At 41.5% G+C, this 15,194-nt stretch carries 16 protein-coding genes; 8 read left to right on the top strand and 8 right to left on the bottom strand.

The window, feature by feature from the left end:
• Positions 1-129: 129 nt before the first annotated feature.
• Together EOD41_RS08185 and EOD41_RS08180 are read left to right on the top strand one after the other, a co-directional pair.
• A complete protein-coding gene (locus EOD41_RS08185; protein WP_317133193.1) occupies positions 130-441 on the top strand; it encodes a DUF5684 domain-containing protein in 312 nt (103 codons plus the stop codon).
• Complete coding sequence (locus EOD41_RS08180; RefSeq protein ID WP_240663265.1) at positions 442-795, top strand: DUF2752 domain-containing protein; 354 nt, start codon at positions 442-444, stop codon at positions 793-795.
• Here the strand turns inward: EOD41_RS08180 and EOD41_RS08175 are convergent.
• Positions 780-1,511: an RDD family protein gene (locus EOD41_RS08175; RefSeq protein ID WP_127704288.1), complete on the bottom strand. Its 732-nt coding sequence runs from the start codon at positions 1,509-1,511 to the stop codon at positions 780-782. The genes EOD41_RS08180 and EOD41_RS08175 overlap by 16 nt on opposite strands.
• Before the next feature lie 91 nt (positions 1,512-1,602).
• Between EOD41_RS08175 and EOD41_RS08170 the strand changes: the two genes are divergently transcribed.
• The 6 genes from EOD41_RS08170 to EOD41_RS08145 are packed head-to-tail and all read left to right on the top strand — an operon-like array spanning position 1,603 to position 7,685.
• Entirely contained in the window at positions 1,603-2,580 is a 978-nt protein-coding gene (locus tag EOD41_RS08170; RefSeq protein WP_127704287.1) for a stage II sporulation protein M, read from the top strand.
• Positions 2,564-3,457 carry a glycerophosphoryl diester phosphodiesterase membrane domain-containing protein gene (locus EOD41_RS08165; RefSeq protein ID WP_164849898.1) on the top strand — a complete coding sequence of 298 codons (894 nt, stop codon included), beginning with the start codon at positions 2,564-2,566 and terminating at the stop codon, positions 3,455-3,457. The genes EOD41_RS08170 and EOD41_RS08165 overlap by 17 nt, the downstream gene beginning before the upstream one ends.
• Positions 3,458-3,460: 3 nt before the next feature.
• Positions 3,461-4,159 (top strand): DUF4129 domain-containing protein, encoded by a 699-nt coding sequence (locus EOD41_RS08160; protein WP_127704285.1) that lies wholly within the window; start codon positions 3,461-3,463, stop codon positions 4,157-4,159.
• Positions 4,159-5,337, top strand: coding sequence for a DUF4350 domain-containing protein (locus EOD41_RS08155; protein ID WP_127704284.1), 1,179 nt, complete (start codon positions 4,159-4,161; stop codon positions 5,335-5,337). The genes EOD41_RS08160 and EOD41_RS08155 overlap by 1 nt, the downstream gene beginning before the upstream one ends.
• 5 nt (positions 5,338-5,342) lie before the next feature.
• Complete coding sequence (locus EOD41_RS08150; RefSeq protein WP_127704283.1) at positions 5,343-6,329, top strand: AAA family ATPase; 987 nt, start codon at positions 5,343-5,345, stop codon at positions 6,327-6,329.
• 9 nt (positions 6,330-6,338) lie between these two features.
• The gene (locus EOD41_RS08145) at positions 6,339-7,685 is read left to right on the top strand and encodes a DUF58 domain-containing protein (RefSeq protein WP_127704282.1); all 1,347 of its coding nucleotides are present in this window, start codon (positions 6,339-6,341) and stop codon (positions 7,683-7,685) included.
• Between the two features lie 325 nt (positions 7,686-8,010).
• Here EOD41_RS08145 and EOD41_RS08140 read toward each other — a convergent pair whose 3' ends face one another.
• The 7 genes from EOD41_RS08140 to EOD41_RS08110 form a co-directional block, all read right to left on the bottom strand.
• Positions 8,011-8,796, bottom strand: a complete 786-nt coding sequence (locus EOD41_RS08140) for a mechanosensitive ion channel family protein (protein WP_127704281.1) — start codon at positions 8,794-8,796, stop codon at positions 8,011-8,013.
• Between the two features lie 351 nt (positions 8,797-9,147).
• On the bottom strand, positions 9,148-10,782 hold the full coding sequence (gene groL / locus EOD41_RS08135) for a chaperonin GroEL (RefSeq protein WP_127704280.1): 1,635 nt from the start codon (positions 10,780-10,782) through the stop codon (positions 9,148-9,150).
• Positions 10,783-10,894: 112 nt separating this feature from the next.
• Positions 10,895-11,170, bottom strand: coding sequence for a co-chaperone GroES (groES, locus tag EOD41_RS08130; protein WP_127704279.1), 276 nt, complete (start codon positions 11,168-11,170; stop codon positions 10,895-10,897).
• A gap of 241 nt (positions 11,171-11,411) precedes the next feature.
• Positions 11,412-11,765, bottom strand: a complete 354-nt coding sequence (gene secG, locus EOD41_RS08125; protein ID WP_127704278.1) for a preprotein translocase subunit SecG — start codon at positions 11,763-11,765, stop codon at positions 11,412-11,414.
• 10 nt (positions 11,766-11,775) lie between these two features.
• A complete protein-coding gene (locus EOD41_RS08120; RefSeq protein WP_127704277.1) occupies positions 11,776-13,365 on the bottom strand; it encodes a hypothetical protein in 1,590 nt (529 codons plus the stop codon).
• A 21-nt stretch (positions 13,366-13,386) separates the two neighbouring features.
• Positions 13,387-13,905, bottom strand: a complete 519-nt coding sequence (gene lptE, locus EOD41_RS08115) for an LPS assembly lipoprotein LptE (protein ID WP_127704276.1) — start codon at positions 13,903-13,905, stop codon at positions 13,387-13,389.
• A gap of 8 nt (positions 13,906-13,913) precedes the next feature.
• A complete protein-coding gene (locus EOD41_RS08110; RefSeq protein WP_127704275.1) occupies positions 13,914-15,161 on the bottom strand; it encodes a sigma-54 interaction domain-containing protein in 1,248 nt (415 codons plus the stop codon).
• Between the last annotated feature and the right edge of the window lie 33 nt (positions 15,162-15,194).

The following is a 15,194-nucleotide window of genomic DNA, read 5'->3' as shown; positions in this document are numbered from 1 at the left end:
ACTACGAAAACTACTCCGATCAATCAGCCTTTTTTGCATTATTTAGTGTTTTGCTAATACCTATAATTATTATTACAGTGATTAACATTATAGGCATGTGGAGAATATTCGAAAAGCCGGTAAACCAGGATGGGCAGTTCTTATACCGATTATAATACCATTGTTCTGCTTGAAATTGTTGGTAAACCTATCTGGTGGATATTTTTGTTTCTGATACCTTGCATAAACATAGTTTTTGTAGTTTGGACATATAACCTGCTTAGTAAAAGCTTTGGCCAAAGCGAAGGGTTTACAGTTGGCTTATTGCTATTGTCATTTATATTCGTTCCGATATTAGGCTTTGGCAATTACAAATACCTTGGCCCGGCCGGTGCACAACAATTCTCACCGTATGGTAATGATCCATATAACAATTTCCCTAATAACCCGCCTCAAGTATAAGTGTTAGGATTTGCTTATATACAGGCATGGCAGCAACTAACCGGTTGGCTACAAAGCCACTTGCTGCCATGCCCTTTTAAATATATAACAGGTATTGATTGCCCTGGCTGTGGCTTTCAACGCTCAGTAGTTGCATTACTGAACGGTCAGCTATCACGTAGCTTTGAACTTTACCCGCCGGCATTGCCTTTGCTGCTGGTACTTATTTATTTATTTGCCGATAAGAAATTTAAGCTGGACACCCCGAATCATGTAGTAAAAAAAACTATTTACATGGCAGTAGGTAGCTTTATATTGGTTGTGTACAGTTTAAAAATGTGGCATTTGTACATACATCCTCATACAACGGCCTGAGCCGCCATGTGGGTATAGTCTTTCAATATGGTTTGAAGAAATACATAATCATTCATTTCAGGCGGTGTTGTTATGCCTAAGTGGTCTTTAATACGGTTGGCCATGTTATAAATAACAACTGTATTAGCCGTTTTTAAATAGTTTACTATTACCTCATTAACCAGCGCAATGTCCTTATCGCTCAGCTGCATCACCTCATTAAATACAGGCACATAATCATCTGCTGAAGGTTTAAACACCAGGTGATCCATTTGTGTACGCGGTTTAGTACGTATAAGCGTTGTGCCGGCTACAACGTCGCCTATGCGCTGTACATTTTTGGTAAGCAATCCGCTTATCAAGCCGCCAAGTTGTAGCGTAATACCAAAATCAACTATACGGAATACCCAGCGGATAAGATACTGACTGATGGTTGGGCGCGCGCCGTCAAGGCTCATCACCCTGATTTTCATGATACGCTTACCTATGCTTTGGCCGTTGAAAAATATTTCGCATACCAGATCATAAAATCCGAACACTGCAGCAAGCGTAATAAGTAAAATGGTATCAAGATTAGGGGCGCTTACATTAGCCGACGCTATCACAAACACTGTTGCTATCCACAAAACAAAAAATAGCCCATAGTCTATTAAACGGGCAAGTATGCGGTCTCCAAGCCCCGCAACTTCATAGTCAATCCCGATATTTTGTGTAGTATGTATAGTAACCGTTTGCATGTTAACAAATATAAAATTGTTATGGATTTTTTTGCTTGCAGTTTAAGTTTTTGTGTATTATTTTAAGCCGGAAATACCTGAAGCTTATAACATGCGTGAAGCCCTATTTATTAAACAGAATTCTGAGCGCTGGAAAGCTTACGAAAATGGCAAAACACAAAGCCCTGATGAACTGGCAGAGAGTTTTATTAGCCTTACCGACGACCTTGCTTATTCAAAAACCTTTTATCCAAATTCAAATACCACGCGTTATTTAAACGGCCTGGCTTCAAGGTTCCATCAGTCTATTTATAAGAATAAAAAAGAAAAAACTAACCGGTTTATTACCTTTTGGAAACTGGAGCTTCCGCTGATATTTTTTAAATACCGCAAACAACTTTTGTATGCGTTCGCCTTTTTTTTGGTTTTCTGTTTGATGGGTATGCTATCGGCTATGTATGACGACAGTTTTGTGCGGTTGATATTAGGCAACAATTATGTGAACATGACCAATGACAACATTGCCAAAGGCGACCCTTTTGGGGTGTATAAACAAGGCAGCGAGTTTAAAATGTTCATGCGTATTGCTATTAATAATATTTATGCTGAACTCATGGCGTTTGCCATGGGTATTTTCTTATCTGTTGGTACGCTGTACCAGCTTATGCAAAACGGTATTATGCTAGGCTCATTCCAATATTATTTTTTTAGCAAGGGATTAGGTGTTCAATCTGTTTTAGTAATATGGATACATGGCACGCTTGAAATTTCGGCACTTGTAATAGCCGGTGCGGCCGGACTTATTTTAGGTAACAGCATACTATTTCCTAAAACATACAGCCGCATGGAATCTTTAAAAAAAGGCGGTAAAGACGGTATGAAGATAGCCATAGGTATTGTGCCTATATTTTTGGTAGCAGCCTTTTTTGAAGGCTTTGTTACACGCCATACTGAAATGCCGATATGGCTTAGCGTAGCTATATTAGTGCTTTCGCTGATATTTATAATATGGTATGTGATATTATACCCTGCAATACTTAACCGCAAACTAAATACAAACACCCCTGACATTGATGAAGCCTTATTTTGAACTGCGTCGCATACGTGATTTTGGAGAGATAATCAGCGATACATTCACGTTTTTTAAAGAAAACTTTAAAGATCTGTTTAAACCTATGCTGATTATTTGCAGCGTATTTATTTTGCTTAACCTTGTAACTTTATTTGTAATGCAGCGTAACGCAGCAGAAGGCGTGAGTGCAATGGCCAACGGTACATATAATAATGATTTTGATCTTCCGAGATGGTCAATCAACGCGTTTATAAGCAGCTTTATATACTACTTCAGTTACTTATTTTTTAACTTTAGCATATTTATTATAACCTATAGCTATATAGCTGTTTTTAAGGAAAAGCCTGAGGGCGAAAAACCCACGTTAAATGAGGTATGGGGCTATTACCGCTATTATTTTTTGAGGGCGGTTGGAAGCAGCATTGTGTGCACGTTGCTAATTGGGATTGGCATCGTTTTTTGCCTTCTGCCCGGGATTTATTTTGGCATTGTGTTATGCCTGGTATTACCTGTTATCATATTTGAAAATGCCTCATTCGGGTATGCGTTCAACAAAAGCTTTACACTTATTAAAGGTAACTGGTGGTTAACATTCGGCGTGTTGATTGTACTTTTTTTGGTGTTGTTGGTGTCATCACTTATAATAATTGTACCATCAGCCATTATACAACAAACCCAATTGCTTATAAACCCGGAAGGTTGGATTTGGCCAGTATTCATATTATTAATGCTTTTTTACAACCTGTTTTTATTAAGTTACTCACTTGTTGCCATTGCCATAAGCATGTGTTACTTTAGCTATTCCGAACAAAAAGATGGCACAGGGTTAATAGACCGCATTAATACGCTGGGTATGAACGATCAATCTTCACATTTGCCAAATGAAGAATTTTAAGGCATGAAAAGGCTGTTTGTTGTATTGTTTTGCTTGTTTAGCGTAGTAATTGCTTTTGCACAAAAAAGCAAAAAACCTGCTGTTTTGAAAAAGGACAGCACAGCTATAACTGTACAGCATTTTAATGACGCGGCCATAAAAAAATACGCTGCTGATCCCGAATTTCAATATGTGGAAGGGCAAAAAGCTGAGCCTTCATGGTGGGACAGGTTTTGGTACTGGTTTTGGCAATGGCTTGGAGATCTGCTTTCTTCTGCCGGGCTTAGCCATCCTTCAATAAAATATATTCTGGTTGGATTAGCGGCAATAGGAGGATTGTTTTTAATACTTAAATCGGCAGGACTATTAAAAAGGACGGCTAAAAAAGTCAGCTTGCCCTATCAGGAATCGCTTGAAAATATACACGAAATTGATTTTGACAGCGAAATAGAAAATGCTATTGCCTTGCGCAATTTCAGGCTTGCTGTACGGCTGCAGTATCTTAAATGTTTAAAGCAGTTAAGCGATGCCGGGCTTATAAACTGGCAGATAGATAAGACCAACACCGCATATTACTATGAACTTACTAACCCAGTACAGCGAGAAGCGTTTGGATCAATAACCCGGCGGTTCGAGTATGTATGGTACGGTGATTTTCCAATTGACGAGCATGCATTCGGTAATATTAACGTGCTTTTTCAGCAATTTAAAACTAAACTGTAATGAAAAGCCTGCGTATATATCTTATAATTGCAGTACTGCTGGTAGTTGTATATGCTGTAATGCAGTATAACAGGCCTACGCCAACCAACTGGTCGCGTACTTACTTTAACACACACAAAATACCTTTCGGCACATATATTTTATACAACCAGATAAAAAATATTTTCCCTAAAGCAAAGGTAACTCCACGCCGCAGGCCGGTTTATGAGGTTTTGGTTGATTCGACATACCAAAACACGGCATATGTTATTATTGGTAACAACATTCAACCGTCTGAAGAGGATTACGAGCAGCTCATTTCATATATCAACGCAGGTAATAATGTGTTTATTGCTGCTGACAATTTTGGCTCACTTATAGACAAAAATCTTAAAACAGAAGCCAATTATGTTTTTTGGGAAGATGAGAATGTAGAGTTCGTTAGTTTCGTGAATCCAAAGCTAAATAACGAACGGCAGTATTTTGTTGATAAAGGACAGATAGGTGGTGGTTTTAATAAAATTGACAGCACAAAGGCCATTATTTTAGGTGAGAACGATAAGGGCGAAGCAAACTTTATAAAATATAAAATAGGCAAAGGCACTTTGTACCTGATGCCTAACCCCGGCATGTTTACCAACTACAGCCTGTTGAAAGATAACGGGAGAAGGTACGCGTCGATAGCGCTATCGCACCTTGGTAAGCCAAAGCAAATATTATGGGATGAATATTACACGCAAGGTTTAGCAGCACAGGAGTCACCAATGCGGGTATTTCTAAGCAGTCCGTATTTACGCAGTGCCTATTACCTGGCTCTTTTCAGCTTGCTTGTTTATGTATTATATGGAATAAAACGCAGGCAGCGCGTAATACCGGTAGTTGAACCATTAAAAAATGCCACGCTCGATTTTATAAATGTAGTAGGCCAGGTGTATTATGAACGCCGGGATAATGTAGATATCGCACAAAAAAAAATCATTTACTTTTTAAGCTCATTGCGTGATAAATACTGGCTTAAAACCGGCAAAATGGATAATGAGTTTACCGAAACGCTGGCACATAAAACCGGTATCGACAAGGCTTTTTCACGCGAACTTGTGAACTATATTAACTATATAGCCCATCAGCAAAAAGTAACAGACAACGAACTTATCGAACTGAACAGATTAATGGAAAAATTCTATACTTTATCAGCATAAATAACATGGAAGAAGGACAAGAAGAGCTATTTGAACAGCGTACAGACCTAAGCAGGCTGAACAACGCGGTTGAACAAATTAAGGCTACTTTAGGAAAAATAATAGTAGGTCAGCAGGAAACTATTGACCTGGTGATTGCCGGTATATTGGCCGACGGACACATTCTTATTGAAGGTGTGCCGGGCGTAGCCAAAACGCTTACTGCCAAACTGGTTGCAAAAGCAATTGATGCTGCTTACTCACGTATACAGTTTACGCCCGACCTGATGCCATCGGACATACTGGGCACACCGGTTTTCAACCCTAAAACAACTGAATTTGAGTTTAAGCACGGACCTATTTTTGGTAACATCATCCTGATAGATGAGATTAACCGCGCTCCGGCAAAAACTCAGTCGGCGTTGTTTGAAGTTATGGAAGAACGCCAGTTGACCATCGACGGTACCACCTATAAAATGGACGAGCCCTTTTTGGTGCTGGCTACGCAAAACCCGGTTGAGCAGGAAGGAACCTACCGCCTGCCCGAGGCACAACTTGACCGCTTTTTGTTTAAGATAGAGGTAAAATACCCAACGCTTGAAGAAGAGATAGCCATTATATCGCAGCAGCACCAGCAGCGCACTGCTGAACAGATAACGCATATTGAGCCGGTACTTTCGGCTCAGGATATTGTGGCCTTGCGTGAACAGGTGCGCGGCTTCCATGTAGAGCCAAAAATACTCGAGTTTGTAGCAAAGATCATTATTGAAACCCGCAACAATAAATCATTATTCCTGGGTGGTTCTCCGCGCGCATCCTTAGCAATTATTAATGCAGCGAAAGCGCTGGCAGCCATTAAAGGCCGTGATTTTATTACGCCTGATGATGTGATTTGGGCTGCACCGCACGTATTGCGACACCGCATTATGCTAACGCCTGATAAGGAAATGGAAGGCGCTACACCTGATGACGTGATAAACCAGATCATTCATAAAATTGAAATACCACGATAACGTATAAGCGTGAAAAAATTGTTCAGCCTGTATTATAGTAACCTGTTTTTAAACAACCGCCTGTTTATCGGGCTTGCCGTGTGCGTTACGTTGTTTTTAGTGGGGTTCTTTTTTAGCTGGCTGGGCGTTATACCTGAACTTGTTTTTTGGGTGCTGATATTATTGATTCTCGCTGATATTTTACTGCTTTATCGAAACAGCAAAGCCATATTTGCCCGCCGCACCGCACCCGAGCGGCTAAGTAACAGCGACGAAAACGATCTGAGCATATTCATTGAAAGCCGGTATCCGTTCACCGTACAAGTTGGCATAATTGACGAAGTTCCGCGCCAGTTTCAACGCCGCGATGTGTGGTTTAAAACCAGCCTCGCACCTTATCAGCAAAAATCAATAACCTATCAGTTACGCCCAACCAAACGCGGCGAGTATGACTTTGGCGATATCAGGGTGTTTGTGCGTTCGCCATTAGGTTTAATAAGTCGCCGGTTTAATTTTACCCAAAGCGAAGTACTGCCCGTATACCCTTCATTTTTGCAAATGCGCAAATATGAACTAATGGCAATATCAAACCGGCTTAACGAGGTTGGTATAAAAAAGATACCCCGGGTAGGCCATAGCCTTGAATTTGAGCATGTAAAAAATTATGTTCAGGGTGATGACTACCGCACTATAAACTGGAAGGCCACCGCAAGGCACGGCAGCTTTATGGTGAACAATTATATCGACGAAAAATCGCAGCATGTGTATTGTGTTATCGATAAATCAAGGGCCATGAAAATGCCGTTTAACGGTTTAAGTTTGCTTGATTATGCCATCAATGCAACCTTGGCGCTTTCAAACGTCGCCCTGAAAAAAGAGGATAAAGCCGGACTTATTACCGTAGGTGAAAAGATAGGATCGGTAATAGCTGCCGACAGGCGTCCCACACAAATCAACCGTATTTTAGAGGTACTATACAAAGAAAAAACCCGCTACCTGGAAACTAATATGGAAGCGCTGTACAGCACCATTCGCGGGGTAATAAAACAGCGCAGCCTGGTGGTATTCTTTACCAATTTTGAAAGTCTTTCGGCATTGCAGCGTCAAATGCCTTTTTTAAAGCGGATAGCAAAATTCCACCTGCTGCTGGTAGTATTCTTCGAGAATACCGAACTGCTTGAAATGAGCGCTCAACCTGCCGCTGATGTCGAACATATCTACATTAAAACAGTTGCCGAAAAGTTTGCTAACGATAAAAAACTGATAGTAAAAGAACTGGCCAAATATGGCATACAATCCGTACTAACCGCGCCTGAAAATCTTACTATTAATGCGATAAACAAGTATCTGGAGATTAAAGCAAGACAGAAGATATAAGCAACATTCTATTATCACGCGTCATTGAACGAAGCATGTTTTTAAGTTCATACCTTTGTTAGCAATGGGATATGCTCACATCAATGTTAGTGGATGTTACTTTTCTTTGTCATAGCAACAAAGAAAAGTAACCAAAAGAAAATGCCTATCCGGAAAAAACCTACCCATCACACAGGCAAAACGCCCGGCCACGGTTTTCCGGAAGGGCCTTGGCCCGCATTTAAAAAGAAAAACCGGCATGCTGAACTTGTTTCAGCATCCCTCATGCAAATCAATTACCTCTCATGCGAGATCCCGAAACAAATCAAGATGACATAACACATTATCACGTTCCCGGCAACTTAACCCCTGCGGCTTCCAAACCGGCTACTATCCTTTCGTGCAGGTCTATCTTAACGGTTAAAAATTCCGACGGCTTTACCCAAACATAAACCGCGAATATCATCCTGTCAAAAAGTACTTTAGTAATGCCTACTTTCACCGGTTTATTCTTAATAATATAAGGTGTAGCTTTTATAGCATCTTCAATTATGCGTTTCACCCTCTCAGAGTTTCCGGCATAACCTACTTCCAATTCAAAGTCTAACCTGCGACTTCCTTCACGTGTTACATTAACAATTACCTCGTTAAACAGCTTTCCGTTGGGGATGATGATGGTTTTATTATCGGGCGTAAGCAGTACAGTAAAAAATATCTGTATGGATGTTACTTTGCCATCCTGTCCCTGGGCGATAATGTTGTCATTCAATTCAAAAGGCTTCAACAGTAATATCAGCACCCCACCTGCAAAATTTTGCAGTGTGCCCGATAATGCCAAGCCTGCCGCAACGCCAAACGCGCCTACCAGCGTAGTAAACGCCGAGGCTTCTACACCCATAATGGTAAGCACTAGCAGCACCAGTAAAATATTAAGCGCAGTTATACTAACGCTAAGCAAAAATGGCTGTAATGATGAGTGTACCTCTTCGGCGCTCATTTTACGGCGTATGCGCGATTTTAAAAGGCGTATGAACCAAAGGCCTGTTATAAGTACTATCAGACCTATAATGATGTTGGGGCCGTGGATAACAACCCATTGATAAGCACTATTGTAGAAATCGGCTAACTTCATAAATTATAAAGAAGCCCGAAAATAAGAATATTAAAGGAGCGTCACCAAAAATTCGGGCGACTTAACTATAACCCATTCAAAAATGGCAGTTTGTAAGTATTTTCTCTTTTTAACAAGATGTTTCATAACGCCGATACATTAACAAATGCTATGCCTTTGTAGCCTCTGTTATATATGTTGACGAACGAAATGATAAAATAATTACAATGCCTTATGTTTTTAACGAATATTTAACAATGTGATACTTATTCGCTTATATAACTGCCATTAATACCTGTACAAAAACAAAGCCCTTGTCTGCTATTGCAGACAAGGGCTTCAAAAGTGTATAGTGCTTTAAAGCAGCGTTTATTACATCATGCCGCCCATGCCGCCACCCATTGGAGGTACAGCACCACCTTTTTCATCTTCCGGATCGTCGGCTAACACACACTCGGTGGTTAACAGCATAGAAGCGATAGAAGCAGCGTTTTCTAAAGCAACACGGCTAACTTTAGTCGGGTCGATAACACCGGCACCAATCAGGTTTTCGTAAGCACCTGTGCGGGCATTGTAACCAAAGTCGGCAGTACCTTCTTTAACTTTTTGTACTACGATAGAACCCTCGATACCTGCGTTCTCGCAAATTTGGCGAAGAGGCTCTTCGATAGCACGACGGATTATCTGGATACCAGTGTTTTCATCCTCGTTAGCGCCTTTCAATTCAGCAAGGGCTTCAACAGCGCGGATGAAAGCAACACCACCACCTGCAACAATGCCTTCTTCAACAGCGGCACGGGTTGCGTGTAAAGCATCGTCAACACGGTCTTTTTTCTCTTTCATTTCTACTTCGGTAGCAGCGCCTACGTAAAGTACAGCAACACCGCCTGATAGTTTGGCTAAACGCTCTTGCAGTTTTTCTTTATCGTAGTCAGAAGTAGTTGATTCAATTTGCGATTTGATCTGGCTTACGCGGCCTTTGATATCCTCAACATTACCTGAACCATTGATGATCGTAGTGTTGTCTTTATCAACAACGATTTTCTCAGCAGTACCTAAGTATGAAAGATCAGCGTTTTCCAGTTTAAAGCCTCTTTCTTCAGAGATAACGGTACCACCGGTAAGGATAGCGATGTCTTCAAGCATAGCTTTACGACGATCACCAAAACCAGGAGCTTTAACAGCAGCTACTTTCAGTGAACCACGAATCTTGTTTACAACAAGGGTAGCCAGTGCTTCGCCATCAAGATCTTCAGCAATAATTAAAAGCGGTTTGCCGGTTTGTACTTGTTTTTCAAGGATAGGAAGTAACTCCTTCATTGAAGATATTTTTTTGTCGTAGATCAGGATGTAAGGATTGTCCAGTTCTACTTCCATTTTGTCGGCATTGGTTACAAAGTATGGTGAAAGGTAACCACGGTCAAACTGCATACCTTCTACAGTTTTAACTTCAGTTTCGGTACCTTTTGCTTCTTCAACGGTGATAACGCCGTCTTTACCAACTTTGCCCATAGCTTCAGCAATCAGCGAACCGATTACTTCATCGTTATTTGCAGAGATAGAAGCAACTTGTTTAATCTTGTTGTTGTCTTCACCTACAGTTTGTGATTGTGCTTTCAGGTTTTCAACTACAGTAGCAACCGCTTTGTCAATACCGCGTTTCAAATCCATTGGATTTGCACCTGCAGCTACGTTTTTAATACCTGCAGTTACTATAGCTTGTGCTAGTACAGTAGCTGTTGTAGTACCGTCACCGGCAATATCAGCAGTTTTTGAAGCTACTTCTTTAACCATCTGTGCGCCCATGTTTTCAAGAGCGTCTTTTAGTTCGATCTCTTTAGCAACAGTAACACCGTCTTTAGTGATTGCCGGTGAACCGAATTTTTTGTCGATGATAACATTACGACCTTTAGGACCAAGGGTTACTTTAACCGCGTTGGCCAGAATATCAACACCGCGTTTCAGCGAATCGCGGGCTTCAACATTGTATTTAACTTGTTTTGCCATATCTTTAAGATTTTAGAATTGAGACCTACAATTCTTGTTAATTGTGATTTTTAACGATGCAATACAGAAACACTTGTTTCATATCTCACATCTATTGTCTTGACGTCTAAACTTACAGTACCGCGTAAATATCTGATTCACGCATGATAAGATACTCTTTACCTTCATAGGTAATTTCAGTACCGGCGTATTTACCGTATAAAACCTGGTCGCCTGCTTTAACAGTTAAAGGTTCGTCTTTTTTACCTTCGCCAACTGCTACTACAGTACCGCGCTGAGGTTTCTCTTTAGCCGTGTCAGGAATAATGATACCTGAAGCAGTTTTCTCTTCGGCTGGTGCAGCTTCCACTACCACCCTGTCTCCGATAGGTTTAATGTTTAATGCCATAACTATATTGATTTATTTGTTTAGTTTTTCGACTGCTGTTTCACATCAATTGTGCCAAGCGCTATATGCTTACATTTTTGACAGCTAATGCTGTTTTATTGTCAGCTACTCATTGGCGAATGTTAAATCTAAGTTACCGTATTCTGACGCAAAAATGTCATCGTGTCAGTGTAAAATCATTATAAAAAAGAAAGGCCCCGGACAGCCGCCCGGAGCCTTGTGCTATAGCTTGATAGCAATATTATTTGCTTTTAGAAGTATCGGTACCTTTTTGCAAACCTGGCAATGCAGCAGGTGCCGCAGCCGGAGCAGTTGGTTTTGATGCTTTGTTAATTATTTCCTGCTGCTCAGAATTTGTTGTAGCGCCGCCACCGGTTTTAAGGGTAACATTTATAGCCAACGCCAATACCATCAGGGTAATAGCTAAAATCCAGGTTCCTTTTTCAAGGAAGTCGCCGGTTTTTTGCACGCCCATTAGTTGCGACGAGCTTGAAAAATTAGAAGCCAGGCCACCACCTTTCGGATTCTGTATCAACACAATAAGCCCTAAAAGTATACATACTAAAATGGCCAATATCACTAAAAAAATACTCATTTCTTTTATATCAGGATGTTTTCTTTTCTAAAATATTGATTTGGTCGGCAAAGTAACGGCTTTTTTCCGGGAATTTCAACATCAATTTTTTATAAACTGCTATAGCTTTGTGATGTAGCATCTGGTCGGCATAAATTTTTGCCAGCGTTTCGCTCACCAAACCACCGTCATTGTCGTCTGAACTTCTTTTTGCCTTATTCTCGGTATCCAGCTTTTCGCTGCTTGGCGGCTTTATTTGAGGTTCTTCTTTTATAAAGCGCTCAATAATCTCATCGGTTTTATGCTTAACCTCAACAGCCGGAATCTCAGCTGTACTTTTATCAAGTTGCTCAACTGAGGTAAGGTGGAAAATATTTTCGATATACTGTTGCTGCAGGGCGTCATTGGTCATCATTGCCCTTGCCTGTTCAGCTTTTATAGCCGGAGTTTTGGCATATGGCCTGTATATGCCCGAATGTTCACGACGTGTTTTATCAAGCCACCATAAAAAGCTGTAAGGCAGTTTTTCGTCGTGATAAGGTGCTACCTCGCTGGTATCCTCGGCAGGCTTTTCAGCTTCAACCACAACAGGAGTCACAGGTTCGGGGACAGCTTCTTGTACAGCTTCTGCTTCCTCTATCTTACCAAAAGCCTTATCGAACATAAAGTAATCGGTAGCGGCAATATTACCTACTATCAGCTTGTCAGCCTCGTCATCAAGACGAAAACTATTTTCTGCAGTTGCAGCCGGTTCGGCAGCTTCTTCTATCAGTTGTTTGGTATCCTCGGCACTAAACGGGTCTTCAAACGTCAACACCGTTGCATCATGAAAAGTAACCTCGCCCGCCTGTGTTACATCAATAGCGATATCTTCAATACCTACTATCTCATCATAAACCTCATCTTCAATCTCACTTTCAGCTTGCGGAGCCGCTACACTTTCAGCCACAGGCGCATCAGCTACAGGTTGCTCATAAACTCTTTCCCCGTCGGTTACAGTTTCTTCAATAACTTCCTCTGAAATTGGCTCAATTAATGGCTCCTGTACAGCAAATTGTTCAACCGGTTCTTCTTCAATTGGCTCAGTAGTTTGCTGTTTATCAGCATTTTTTACAGGAGCTAAGGTTTCTTCCGTATTGATATCAATCTGCTCTGTAACAATTGCTTCAGCCTCAATAGTTGAAGGCTGTTCTGTTTCTGTTTGGTTTCCAGGAGAAAATGCAGCCTCTTCTATTTCATTGCTAACAGGCGCTTCAATAATTTCAGCTTGGTTAACCGGTTCATGGGTTATTTCAGGTTCACTAACTACAGGTTGAACAGGAACCGTTGCACTTCTAAAACCTACTTTTTCCTGCTGATAAAATATTTGTCCGGGCTTAACTTGAGTAAAGCCTGCGGGATCTTTTATTATTTTATGAAGCAGTTGTGGATCAAAACTTGCGGCGGCTCGTTGTGCATTGTGACCCTCGTTGGCGTATACATACAATGCCTGAAGCAATCCGCTTTGCGGAAAACTTTTTACCAGCTGATGCAGATTAGCCGCAGTATCAGCTTTTAACCCGACAGGGTTAGCTAAAAGTTCGTACAAAAAGCGATATTGATTATTTGCGTTTGGGTCCACGAGGTTGAAACTACGAATTGCCTACCAATTAGCAAAGGCTTTGTTAAAAATATCTTCGGTTAGCTGCCTTACAATATCTTGTATCAGGCCCTGCTCCTGCGAAGAAATGTCGCCCTGAAAATCGCGGTACTTGGTAAATTGCTGCTCAAAATTCAGCTTTTTATCAAACTCGTTGGTGTATTTAACATTAACGGTTATGCTAAGCCTTGACGCGTTGGCAATAGGCGCCTGGTTAGGGCTGGTAGCCTCAATAGATGCAGGCGTAATAGTATAATTTACAATAGCGCCGGACATGGTGGCGTTGGCAGCCGGATCGCGCACAATGCTCAAACGCGACTGTGAACGGATGCGGTTTTTCAAAGCCTCGGTAAAATCCTGACTCAAATTGGCCACCACCAGCGGCGCGTTGTTTTCAAAAAACTCAACGTTAATCGTCTTAAGTTCGGGTGGAATAGAAGCTCCGTTTAACGTAATGCTGCACGATTGCGACGTAAGCAGCAGCGTACTAACGGCTATAAAAAATACTAGTGCCCTTCTCATTCTAGATATTACAGGTTTAATTCTTTTATTTTGCGGTACAGGGTACGTTCAGATATACCAAGCTCATTAGCGGCCAGTTTACGTTTACCTTTATGCTTACGCAGCGCCTTGCGTATCAGGTCTGATTCTTTTTCAACCAATGATAAAGATTCTTCTACTTCCTCGGCTTCGTGGGTAATATGGTAATCATTACCATGCTGAACGTTATTTACCGGGTTATTAACGGGTTGCTGCAGCGTAAATTGTGCATCAGCGTTATTAGGCAATTCGATATCCTGGTATAGCTGGTTTATAGCCTGACTATGGTCGGCATAATTGACTTGCGCACCGCCATGCTCAATAATGTTGGCCACCAGTTTTTTCAGTTCTACCATATCACGCTTCATATCAAACAGCACTTTATACAGTATGTCGCGCTCCGAAAAATCTTCTTTAGGCTGACTTTCTAATCGCATAGGCAGGTTACGGTTACCTGCATCCTGAGGAAGATAAGTCAGCAAGGTTTGCGCGGTGATTACACGGTCGCGCTCCAGTACAGCCAGTTGTTCGGCCATATTACGCAATTGCCTTACGTTGCCCGGCCACGAGTAGTTGCTAAGCACCTGCTGTGCGTCTTCATCCAGTTGGATAGGCGGCGTGCGGTATTTGGCTGTAAAATCTGACGTAAACTTGCGGAACAACAGGTAAACATCTTCCTTCCTGTCGCGCAGGGGGGGAATACGCAGGGGAACAGTATTTAAACGGTAGTACAAGTCCTCGCGAAACTTGCCTTCTTTCACCGCCTCAAATATATCTACGTTGGTAGCGGCGATAACACGCACGTTTGTTTTTTCAACTTTTGATGAACCTACCTTTATAAACTGTCCCGACTCAAGCACCCTAAGTAAGCGTGCCTGTGTGCCCAGCGGCATTTCGCCTATTTCATCTAAAAATATGGTACCGCCATTAACCGTTTCAAAGTAACCTTTACGCTCACCCACGGCGCCTGTATAAGCACCTTTTTCGTGACCAAAAAGTTCTGAATCAATAGTACCCTCTGGTATGGCGCCGCAGTTAACTGCAATAAACGGCCCATGTTTACGGGCGCTCATCTGGTGAATAATGTGTGAGAAAACCTCTTTACCGCTACCGCTTTCACCGGTTATCAAAACCGAAATATCAGTAGGCGCAACCTGGTTTGCTATATCTATTGCCCGGTTCAATAACGGCGAGTTGCCAATAATACCGAAGCGTTGTTTTATTTCTTGTATATCCATTAGTAGAGTCAAGAATTAAGAATCAGGAATCAA

The organism is Mucilaginibacter limnophilus, from assembly GCF_004005815.1.
GTDB classification, from domain to species: domain Bacteria; phylum Bacteroidota; class Bacteroidia; order Sphingobacteriales; family Sphingobacteriaceae; genus Mucilaginibacter; species Mucilaginibacter limnophilus.
This window is presented reverse-complemented; position numbering and strand designations above follow the sequence as displayed.

Excerpts from the sequence above, each read along its gene's own strand:
- EOD41_RS08185 (WP_317133193.1), top strand. The coding sequence starts at position 130 with ATGGGCAGTTCTTATACCGATTATAATACCATTGTTCTGCTTGAAATT.
- EOD41_RS08175 (WP_127704288.1), bottom strand. The coding sequence starts at position 1,511 with ATGCAAACGGTTACTATACATACTACACAAAATATCGGGATTGACTAT.
- EOD41_RS08170 (WP_127704287.1), top strand. The coding sequence starts at position 1,603 with ATGCGTGAAGCCCTATTTATTAAACAGAATTCTGAGCGCTGGAAAGCT.
- EOD41_RS08165 (WP_164849898.1), top strand. The coding sequence starts at position 2,564 with ATGAAGCCTTATTTTGAACTGCGTCGCATACGTGATTTTGGAGAGATA.
- EOD41_RS08160 (WP_127704285.1), top strand. The coding sequence starts at position 3,461 with ATGAAAAGGCTGTTTGTTGTATTGTTTTGCTTGTTTAGCGTAGTAATT.
- EOD41_RS08155 (WP_127704284.1), top strand. The coding sequence starts at position 4,159 with ATGAAAAGCCTGCGTATATATCTTATAATTGCAGTACTGCTGGTAGTT.
- EOD41_RS08150 (WP_127704283.1), top strand. The coding sequence starts at position 5,343 with ATGGAAGAAGGACAAGAAGAGCTATTTGAACAGCGTACAGACCTAAGC.
- EOD41_RS08140 (WP_127704281.1), bottom strand. The coding sequence starts at position 8,796 with ATGAAGTTAGCCGATTTCTACAATAGTGCTTATCAATGGGTTGTTATC.
- groL (WP_127704280.1), bottom strand. The coding sequence starts at position 10,782 with ATGGCAAAACAAGTTAAATACAATGTTGAAGCCCGCGATTCGCTGAAA.
- groES (WP_127704279.1), bottom strand. The coding sequence starts at position 11,170 with ATGGCATTAAACATTAAACCTATCGGAGACAGGGTGGTAGTGGAAGCT.
- secG (WP_127704278.1), bottom strand. The coding sequence starts at position 11,765 with ATGAGTATTTTTTTAGTGATATTGGCCATTTTAGTATGTATACTTTTA.
- lptE (WP_127704276.1), bottom strand. The coding sequence starts at position 13,905 with ATGAGAAGGGCACTAGTATTTTTTATAGCCGTTAGTACGCTGCTGCTT.
- EOD41_RS08110 (WP_127704275.1), bottom strand. The coding sequence starts at position 15,161 with ATGGATATACAAGAAATAAAACAACGCTTCGGTATTATTGGCAACTCG.